The organism is Gimesia fumaroli (assembly GCF_007754425.1).
GTDB classification, from domain to species: domain Bacteria; phylum Planctomycetota; class Planctomycetia; order Planctomycetales; family Planctomycetaceae; genus Gimesia; species Gimesia fumaroli.
In genome coordinates this window covers 5742433-5752542 of the sequence record NZ_CP037452.1, presented here as the reverse complement: position 1 = coordinate 5752542, position 10110 = coordinate 5742433, and the positions used below count along the sequence as shown (strand labels likewise).

Annotated in this window: 7 protein-coding genes; 4 read left to right on the top strand and 3 right to left on the bottom strand. The window is 47.5% G+C overall.

Annotation, left to right across the window (positions count from 1 at the left end):
• The first annotated feature begins 95 nt into the window (after window positions 1-95).
• Together Enr17x_RS21870 and Enr17x_RS21865 are read left to right on the top strand one after the other, a co-directional pair.
• A complete protein-coding gene (locus Enr17x_RS21870; protein WP_145311821.1) occupies window positions 96-881 on the top strand; it encodes a hypothetical protein in 786 nt (261 codons plus the stop codon).
• Window positions 882-894: 13 nt separating this feature from the next.
• Window positions 895-1644, top strand: a complete 750-nt coding sequence (locus tag Enr17x_RS21865) for an endonuclease/exonuclease/phosphatase family protein (protein ID WP_145311820.1) — start codon at window positions 895-897, stop codon at window positions 1642-1644.
• A gap of 68 nt (window positions 1645-1712) precedes the next feature.
• On the opposite strand, the gene Enr17x_RS21860 is transcribed toward Enr17x_RS21865, so the two are convergent.
• The gene (locus Enr17x_RS21860; RefSeq protein WP_145311819.1) at window positions 1713-2081 is read right to left on the bottom strand and encodes a hypothetical protein; all 369 of its coding nucleotides are present in this window, start codon (window positions 2079-2081) and stop codon (window positions 1713-1715) included.
• Between the two features lie 569 nt (window positions 2082-2650).
• Between Enr17x_RS21860 and Enr17x_RS21855 the strand changes: the two genes are divergently transcribed.
• The gene (locus Enr17x_RS21855; RefSeq protein ID WP_145311818.1) at window positions 2651-3976 is read left to right on the top strand and encodes a sulfatase family protein; all 1326 of its coding nucleotides are present in this window, start codon (window positions 2651-2653) and stop codon (window positions 3974-3976) included.
• A 93-nt stretch (window positions 3977-4069) separates the two neighbouring features.
• On the opposite strand, the gene Enr17x_RS21850 is transcribed toward Enr17x_RS21855, so the two are convergent.
• Window positions 4070-4375, bottom strand: coding sequence for a hypothetical protein (locus tag Enr17x_RS21850; protein ID WP_145311817.1), 306 nt, complete (start codon window positions 4373-4375; stop codon window positions 4070-4072).
• Window positions 4376-4657: 282 nt separating this feature from the next.
• The gene (locus Enr17x_RS21845; protein WP_145311816.1) at window positions 4658-8359 is read right to left on the bottom strand and encodes a [protein-PII] uridylyltransferase family protein; all 3702 of its coding nucleotides are present in this window, start codon (window positions 8357-8359) and stop codon (window positions 4658-4660) included.
• 451 nt (window positions 8360-8810) lie between these two features.
• On the opposite strand from Enr17x_RS21845, the gene Enr17x_RS21840 reads away from it, so the two are divergent.
• Entirely contained in the window at window positions 8811-10079 is a 1269-nt protein-coding gene (locus Enr17x_RS21840) for a hypothetical protein (RefSeq protein WP_145311815.1), read from the top strand.
• Window positions 10080-10110 lie beyond the last annotated feature (31 nt).

The following is a 10110-nucleotide window of genomic DNA, read 5'->3' as shown; positions in this document are numbered from 1 at the left end:
AGCGGTAAGATACATACGAAACCTGTTTTACAGGCCGGTCTGACGCCGCAGGCGGCCTTGGAATAGAATGTTGAATCCAATCGGGAGACACGACCTTGGGACGATATCAAATTGGCTGTAAGCCGTATCTGTTAGCACTGAGTCTGGGGCTGTTGCTGGCACCGCCTCTGCAGGCTGCAGAATGGGGGAGTCTGAAGGGGCAGTTTCTCTATACGGGAAAGCCTTCGCGGCCGGCACAACTCGACATCAGTCGAGATCAGGAGATCTGCGGCAAATTCAGCGACCAGATTATTGATGAGTCTTTCGTCATTGGAAAAAATGGTGGCCTCAAGAATGTATTTGTATATCTGCGTGAATCGAAGCTGGATGCATCCCGGATTCATGAAAGTTTTCAGGAGATGCCTGCTGAAGTGACAATTCAAAATAAGGGGTGTATTTTCCAGCCCCATGTAGCAGGACTCTGGGTCAACAAGCAAAAGTTACAAGCCGTAAATCGGGATCTGTGTGCTCATGGGTTTCAGGTGAAGGCCTATCGGAACCACAGTCTCAACCAGTTGCTGCCCCCGGAGGCGAAGAAACTGCATCAGTTTGAATATGGAGAAAAACTTCCACTGCGAATGGGGTGCAGTATTCATCCCTGGCAAGAAGGCTGGTTGCTTGCATTGAATCACCCCTATTTTTCGACCTCAGACGAGACTGGACAATTTATGATTCAGAAACTGCCTGTGGGTGACTGGGAGTTTCAACTCTGGCATGAAAAAGCAGGCTATCTTGTTGCAAAAGATGAGTGGAAACGGGGGCGGATCAAGCTTAAAATTGCGCCTGGTAATAATGATCTGGGGATAATTAAAGTCACGCCCGCCATGTTCGCAGGAGAATAAAAGCGAATCGATCATGCGACTACTAAGCTATAATATTCACAAGGGGATCGGCGGACGGGACCGGCGTTATCGGTTGGAACGCGTCATCAGCGTGATTGAGTCGGAGAATCCGGATATCGTTTGCCTGCATGAGGTAGACCGGAATGTAAGACGATCCCGGTTTAACAATCAGCCCAAAATCTTTGCTGAATATTTCAATATGCAGGAATCCCTGTTCCAGTTGAATGTGAAGCTGAAGACGGGCGGCTACGGAAACTTGATTCTGTCCCGCTGGCCGTTTCTGTCACAGCACCAGATTTCTCTGACAAACAAATGGCGTAAAGCGCGGGGGGCTCAGATCGTGGTGATTGATTCCCCGGAAGGACCATTTCAATTGGTCAACTTTCATCTGGGACTGGCTGAGCGGGAACGACATTGGCAAATTGACCATTTACTGACGCATCGCCTCTTCCAGGAAGGGAATGGGCATCCTGTGATGATTGTTGGGGATACGAATGACTGGAGAAATACACTGGCGAAGGGGACGTTTTCTACGCATGAATTCGAGGAGATCACTCATCCCCCCTCAAAATTTCGGTCGTTCCCCGCATATATGCCCGTTGGTACTTTGGATAAAGCATTTATACGAGGCGAAATAGGAATTCGGCATGCGAAGTTATCTCGTTCCAAATTATCGCGGGAAGCCTCGGATCATTTACCGCTGGTGATTGACTTCCACTTAAATGAGCATGCACGTGATTTCATGAAAAAAGCAGAGCACTGAAAAAACAGTACTCTGCTTGAATGATGCTATTTTCGCAGCCCACTTAGCTCTACGGGAGCGATTCGCTATTATTCAGCTTTTGAAGGTGGTTGCTGATCAGCTTTGATGAAATCACCGAAAGTTTTGCCTTCGACAGGGCTTGGCATTTTTTCCGCATCTTTCAATGCTTTGACGATGATTTTCTTATCAGTCTGCTTCCGTTTACCCAGACCTTTGCCAACTGCTTTGGCATAGTCATTTTTCTCTTTTTTGGTTTTTCCAGGATGACAAACGCCACATTTTTTGGCGATCAGCATTTTGGAATTGGGGTAAGTTTCAGCCCAGATCTTTTTAAAGTTAGGACGTGCCTCAACTTCTTTGACAGAGCTGATCAGAGAAAGACCGGCAATAGCCAAGCCAAACAGTAACGCTGTTTTCACGTTCATAAGTTTCCGCATAAAATTCCTCGTATTCTTCTAAAAAGTAAGTGACATCGAATCTTCTGAAAATCAGGTTAGAGCCAACCTGAAAAAATCAGTAAGTGGTTGCCCCGTATCACAAAAACTCAATTTATAAATCACTAAGCTCTTGTTGTTACCTCTACATTAGAATTATCAGTTTCAGTGCTGTCAACGCCTCCAACCTACTCGAATCAAGAATGATGCATTTGAAAAAACGGGTTCCTCAAACCATGAAATTGATCAAACTTTGATTGGCAGAAAATTGTACAGTGTTTCTTGGGGTGTGAAAGCGGATCGGGTTGTAAGTCGTTTGAGGGGTTGATCTTAGTGAACTAGTTGGTAGGATGGTTAGAACATGCTCTTTGTGTGTGTATATTTTCTCTGCAATTCAGTACGTTATTATAAGGTTGGTCGTTGGGTGTTTTAAAGAATATTTTAGAAATAATTCGACGTGAAATTCTAATTTGGATTTTGGTTGACGCTGCCAACACCGCTTCCTTGATCATTATCGTTAAGAATATCCCAGATTCCCTATGTGATCGCGCTTTCGATTAGAGGAGTTTAATATGAGTACATTCAGAAAGTTGTTTCCCGTTTTGATTGTGGTGCTGTGCCTCTTTACTTCGCGGAGGATTGCGCAGGCCGATTTAAAGACCAGCCGACCGAATATCGTGATGATTATCTCAGACGACCAGTCATGGAACGATTATGGTTTTATGGGCCATGAGCATATCAAGACACCTCAACTGGATAAGCTGGCATCGGAAAGTGCGGTATTTAAACGCGGCTATGTTCCGACCAGTTTGTGTCGTCCCAGTCTGATGACGATGATTACCGGCCTGTATCCCTGCCAACATAAAATTACCGGCAATGATCCCCCTAAGGGAATGGATCGGCAGAAGTTGTTGAAGCATGTTCGGAGCGTGGATTGCCTGCCGTCGATGCTGGGTAAGTTGGGTTATAAAAGCTTCCAATCTGGTAAATGGTGGGAAGGCAATCCTGCGAATGCCGGATTTACATCGGCAATGACCCACGGAGATCCCAAGCGGGGAGGCCGGCATGGAGACCTGGGACTGAAAGTAGGTCGTGAAGGGATGGCTCCGGTTTATCAATTCCTGGACGACTGTGGACAAGATCCGTTCTTCGTATGGTATGCGCCGTTCCTGCCTCATACGCCTCACAACCCGCCGAAACGACTGCTGGATAAATATCGCAGCAAAGAACTGCCAATCGAATTGTCGTATTACTATGCAATGTGTGAATGGTTCGATGAGACCTGCGGTCAACTGTTAGATTACCTGGATAAAAAAGACCTGTCTAAAAACACCATCGTGGTTTATGTGACTGATAATGGCTGGATTCAATATGTTCCCGCGAACGATCAGGAACGAAAAAAGATGAAACGCCGTTTTCGTTATGCTGCCAAATCCAAGCGGAGTCCCTATGACGGAGGAGTCCGAACTCCGATCATGATTCGCTGGCCTGACAAAATTAAGCCGGCCGAATATGACACTCTAGTCAGCAGTATCGACCTGGCGCCCACTCTTTTGAATGCCGTTGGTTTAAAGCCGACAAAAGCCATGGAAGGCATCAATCTGTTGGAAGTGATCAAGCAGGAAGGCAAAACGGAGCGAAAGGCGATTTTCGGTGATATCTATGAACACGATATGATTGATATCGACGACCCTTCATCCAGTTTGAAATATCGTTGGTGCATTGAAGGCAAATGGAAAGCCATTTTCCCCGGCCCTCGTCTGACAGGAGAGAAAGCCGCGCTGTTTGATCTTTCGCAGGATCCGTTCGAGCGAACAAACATGGCGGCTAAAAACCCTGCTCAGTTGAAGCAGCTGCTGAACCTGACTGAAGCCTGGTGGGATGCGACCGCCAAATAGGCTTAAGTGTCATAAATTGATCAACCAGAGCAGGACCAGAATCAGTCCCTCTCTGGTTGATCGAGCCACTTTTAAAGAACAGGATCGTTGAGATTAATGATGATCCCAGTGTCCTGTCTGATGGTAATCATAGTGCCCTGGCTGATAGTGGAAATGATTTCCATGTCGATAGAATTGGCCGGGATGATAGTCATAGTGGCTGGTGTCATGCCAGAATGAATGGCGTCTTCCATAGTATTGCGGCGTGCGAGTATAATTTCGGAATCGGCGTCCGCCGTAGTACCCGTAACCATTTCCCAGATTGACATTAACTCTGAATCCCCCCGCTTCGGCTGTGGTCGTATTTCCGACAAATGCCAACCCTGCGACTGCGACGCAAACGATCAATAATTTTTTCATCTTTCTGTTCCTTAAAAGAAATTACCAAATGGTCTTCATTTCTCGACCGCTTCTAAGCAACAGTAAAGAGCATCGATTATGCCAATTGCAGGGGATAAGACGTAAGTTTATTAACAGGTAAGATTTACTGATTATCTTGCTTGTAAGACGTCTTGGGAAAATGAGATCAAACTGATAAAAATGTCATCAAAATGAGTATAGAAACCAGGCCTTCACCGGCAGATATCTGCAAGTGAAGCTGAGATGGGGGGCTCAAAGTGGTTTGGGGGCTCAGGAAAAATCTCAGCCGTTTGTGCGAATCGTCAGGGCTTTGATGGGATCAAGGAGACGGCTGAAGTCTCGCACCCGGTCCATTGTGGACGTAATTTCATTCTGCAGTTTTTCGGTGTGCGAACCGTAACCAAGTCGACGAGCAAGAAATTCAAACTCTTCCTGATCCTGGGGAGGAACGGTTAAGTCTTTGGCATTGCCTCGCACCATTCTCAGCGCGTCGATTAAACGCCGGAGGAAAATGTAAGCGTTTCGCAAATTATGAAAATCAACGGGGCTGATCAAACCGAGTTCTTTTAAGGCGCAAATTCCTTCCAGTGTGTTGGTAGTTCGCAGCATGGGATTACGGTGACCATAGGTGATTTGCAGCCCCTGAATAATATATTCACAGTCAACGAGCCCTCCATCGCCGAGCTTGGCATTGATGGTGCCTCCTTTGACCAGTTGCTGGATCTGTTTTTCCCGCATGGCCAGCATGGCTGCGACGTCGAAGGGATTCCCGGAATAAATAATATCATCACGCATTCTGACAATGTCGTTTCCAAATCCGTCATCTGCTGCGATGGGGCGCAGTTTGACTAAGGCCTGACGTTCGTATGGCCAGGCGGCTCCCTCGTGAGAAAAGTAACTCTGGAACGCTTCGGCAGAAACAGCCAGACTTCCTGCCTGCCCATAGGGACGAAGTCTCAGATCGATTTGAAAAATTCCTTCACTTCGGGTCTTAATCATCTTGGTGAAACGTTCGACCAGCTTCAGATAGTATTCGTTATTCGTAATGACTTCCGGGCCTGTCGTCTGACCTGTGCCTTCATAGATGAACATCAACTCGATATCGGAAGCAAAGCCGAGTTCACGACCTCCGCATTTCCCCAAGGCACAAATCGATAAACGACACGGTCCGTCCGATTCGAGTTGGGGAACGCCGTAGCGTTCTGCGAGTTGCTGATCACAGATTTCATAAGCGCCCTGGACAACTACTTCTGCGACGTCAGTCAGTTCTTCCGAGAATTGACCGAATTCGGAGATGTGGCCAAGAATGTGCCTCATGTCGGTACGTAACATTTCCCGGTCTTTAAAAGCATTCAGCTTTTCCTGTTGTTCTTCGAACGACGAAGCCTGTGCCAGATCACTGTCGAGTTCTGCTTTCAGTTCTTCGAATGAGATTCGATGTTTCAGTTCTTCGACATTCGTCACGACGGGAAAGAGATTGGAGTGTTGCAGGCGTAAGAAGTCTTCCCAGAGGAAATCACTCACGCCGAGCAGTCTGGCCAGCGCGCCGAGGACACTCGTACGTTCGAGGGAAGAAATTTCTTCCACCCAGTTGGGCTGTTTAAACAGATGTTCGAGAAATTCACGAAAGTGCAGTAATGCCGCTTCCGGATTGGGCGAGCGGGGCAGCAGGTGGGTGAAATGTTTGATGAGCACAACCGCCGCCCTCAAGCCCTGTTGCTGTTCTTCCGAATCGATTTTTTCGCCTCGATCATCCGTCACATACAAGACGTCTCTGGCTTTATTGCCTTCTGAATTGATGACCATTCGGGCGATATCAATACCGCTCATCGAGAGGGCGTTTGTCAATTCATACAGGAAGCCGATGGTATCTTCGGATTCAATACGCAGGATTGTGTGCCTGCTGTCTGTTTCGTTATCGAGCTCAATTTCGACAGGGTACAGCACCTGGCTGGCCTGAGACAAATCACGCAGCGCTGCCGCAACTCGTTTTGCCAGATCTCCAACAGCTTCCTGAGTGTTGCCCGAGGCGACTTTACTTAGCAGTTCTGTTAAGTCTGCTTTATAATCTGTCCAAATCGTGGGGAGTATCAGTTCCTCAGGCGATTTCACATCAAGTACGATGACAAACTTTCGTGTGTTTTTTGACTTCTCGCTGGATTTGGAAGAACGGCTCTGGGACGAACTGGCGGGTCTGACTTTCTGATTGGTAAACAGGTGCCCGTTTTGAATATCAAAGCCATAGACGAACAGTAAACCACAGATTAACGATAAGTCTCCGGTTTGATCAAAGCCGACCATGGTGAGCCGTAGCTGGTTGTCGGGAATTTTTTCTGTTTCGAGTTCGACAATATTGGAGTCGCCTAGCTTCTTGGCCATCAGACTGTGTTTTTCGATTTCCGCTTCGTTAAACACTTTGGAATAGGACGCAGACATCATGCCAAGCAGATGACTTTCCTGTTCCGAATCGGATGGATTCTGTGCGGTATCCTGTTCGGAGGGCGCGTGAATATATTTTTTAAAGATATTTCTGACAGCTTTGCGATGTTGTTCATAGTATTGCACCAGCCGGTTTCCATCCGGGAAATCGAGCCGCCGCGCCAGGTATGCCAGTTCCCGCTCGTCGGTCGGCATATGGTGTTCCTGGTTATAGTGCATCAATTGCAGAGCGTGTTCAATTTTTCGGAAAAAGACATAGCCGCTGGTTAAATGCTGGTATTCATCCGCTTGAATCAGGCCGTGGTCGACCAGTCTGACGAGTCCATCGAGAGTGTTGATACTGCGAATTGCAGAATATCTTTCCCCGTTGGCCATTTGCAGATATTGCGTCGTGAACTCTACATCGCGGATTGAGCCCTTTCCGGATTTGACTTCGCCCCAGTCTTTGCCTTTCTTTTTGAGCGTTGCTTCAATGCGCTGTTTCATCTCCAGAACATTTTTTCGAACCTCTTCGGGATCACAGTTAAAAATCTGTGGCTCAATCCGGCGGAAGAATTCAATACCCAGTTTCTGGTTGCCGGCGATAACGCGGGCTTTTAACATGGCCTGTTTTTCCCAGAGTCGTCCATGTTTGGCAAAGTAATCTACGTATGCATCGACCGTAGTGACCAGCGCTCCGGACCGTCCCCAGGGACGCAGTCGCATATCCACACGATACAGAAAGCCTTCCGACGTGGACTCCATTAAGGATTTAATGAGCCGCTGCCCCAGTTGCCAATATTGTGTCGAATTGTCTCCGGCAATAAAGACGAGATCGATATCGGAGCTGTAGTTTAGCTCTTCGCCACCCAGTTTTCCAAATGCGAGGACGGCAAAATCGTCGAGCGGTAATTCCATTTCCTCCGCGAGAATCGACAGGCAGGTTTGCACGAGTCCGTCAGCAAGGAGTGAAAGTTGAACGGTGATGTTTTTGAGGTCCATCAGGCCGAACGTATCACAGGCACCAATGCGCAGGAGTTCCCAGCGTTGGAAACGACGTAAAATGTCAAACTTTTCGGCTGTGATGATCGATTCCTGACGCGTGGCTGCCATTGCTTCAGAGAAAAACTGTTGTTGGCTTTTGAATTCTGCAATGCGATTGTAGCGGGTCAGTCGTTCCAGGTAGTCCGGGTTTTTTAACAGGATTTCTGTCAGGAACTGACTGCCGACAAACAGTCTGACCAGAATTTCCACTGCACGGGGATTCTGCGTGAGAAAGCTCAGAACCTCTTCCGGTTCGGAGACACTGTGCATGAAACGCTCAAAATTGATTAAGGAACCATCGGGAGTCGCTGCATCGGTTAATGCCTGTAGCAGTGTCGGCAGAATCAGGGTGAGTTCTTCACGAATACGTGGAGTGGTACATAATTCTCGAAAGCGGATCAGAGCGCGCTCCTGATCGGTAAAACCAATGCCGGAAAGGATATGCTGAACTTCTTCATCCGTTACGGGAACACTCGGGTCGAGTAGTTTTGCAGGATTGTCGTGGATGACGGGTTTGTTCATAAGACTGGCGGAACCTGACTGTGGTGATACTGGTGTATCCAGAACTCAATTTCAAAACGGTACATTCGAATGAGCGAGAACTCAATGACTCGTGATTGCTGTAAGCGACATTTTTTCCATGAATACAGCTTCCGAAAGTGTAGCGAGATATGATGATGTATTATAGGCAGAAATGGCTTCAAAAGAAGAGACTGTAAACTTGAATTTAAAACGAATCTGTCTCTTTTTTAAAGGCATGCGGAAAAAAATCAAGCAGCATCCTGCGGGGGCTCTCAGAATTAGAATTGTTCTGTTTGTGAGAACAGTTATTACGGAAAAGGACTTGTTTGCAGTGTCTGTCTGGTTTCCAGTTGATTTTCGTATTCCACTATTTTACGCTTAAATCAGCGGTAGAGGCAGTATGAGTTGCTTTACAATATTCAGATATGAAGTCAATTGAGAAATGGAAATCATGGAACATCTACAATTCAGTCGTCGTGAATTTTTGGCACAAACAATGTGTGGGGCAGGGGCGGCTGTGCTGTCAGGTACTGCGTTTGCAGAAGGGGCAAAATTTCCTCCCACGCGTGTGATCACCAAAGGACCGCGGCACCACTGGTTTGGATATTATGACAAGCTGCAGTTTGATCCAACCAGCCGCTATGTGCTCGGCATGGAAGTGGCATTTGAACATCGTTCGCCCCGGGCAGATGATGTGATTAAAGTGGGGATGGTCGATCTGGAAGACAATGATCGCTGGATTGAGTTGGGTGAGTCATCTGCCTGGAACTGGCAACAAGGATGCATGCTGCAATGGATGCCCGGAACAGAGTCGACGATAATCTGGAATGATCGGGAAAATGGTCAGTTCGTCAGCCGCATTCTGGATGTGAAAACCGGTAAAGGTCGCACCGTTCCTTCTCCCATTTATTCGGTCAGCCCAGATGGTAAGACGGCGGTCACACCTGATTTTCGACGGATTCAGGATGTCCGTCCCGGTTATGGTTATCCCGGCTTTCCCGATCCGCAGTTTAAGGATCTGGCGCCGAAGGATTCCGGGATTTTTCGAGTCGATCTTGAAACTGGAAAATCGACGATGATTCTATCATTAGACGAAATTTCCAAAACCGGCACGATTCCCAAACAGCAAAAAGACATTAAGCATTATTTTAACCATCTGCTGTTCAGCCCCGATGGATCCCGATTTATTACGTTACATCGCTGGCAGTATCCCAATGGAAAACGGCTGTCCCGGATGATCACTGCCAAACCTGATGGAAGTGATGTACGTGTTGTCGTGGATAATGGCTTCGTTTCTCATTTTATCTGGCGGGATCCAGAACACATTCTGACTCAGTCCAAAGCGACTCCCGACAGTCGATCCTGGGGCGATTTCCTGGTACGCGATGAGACGGGCGCGAAACTGAACGAGGTCGGGAAAGGAGTCCTCGATGGTGGCGGACATTTAACCTATCTGCCAGGCAATGAGTGGATCTTGAATGATACTTATCCCAAAGGAAAAGAGCGGATTCAAACGCCGCATCTGTATCATGTGGCATCAGGCAAACGCATTGATCTGGGACACTTTCATTCGCCAAAGGTTTATACCGGCGAATGGCGGGTGGATACGCACCCCCGCTTCAGCCCTGACTCGCGATATGTGTGTATTGACAGCCCTCACAAAAACGAAGGGCGGCAATTGCACCTGATCGATATTTCCGGGATTGTGGGAACTTCCTGATCGAAAAAAATATCATAGAAGCGAAAGTCGG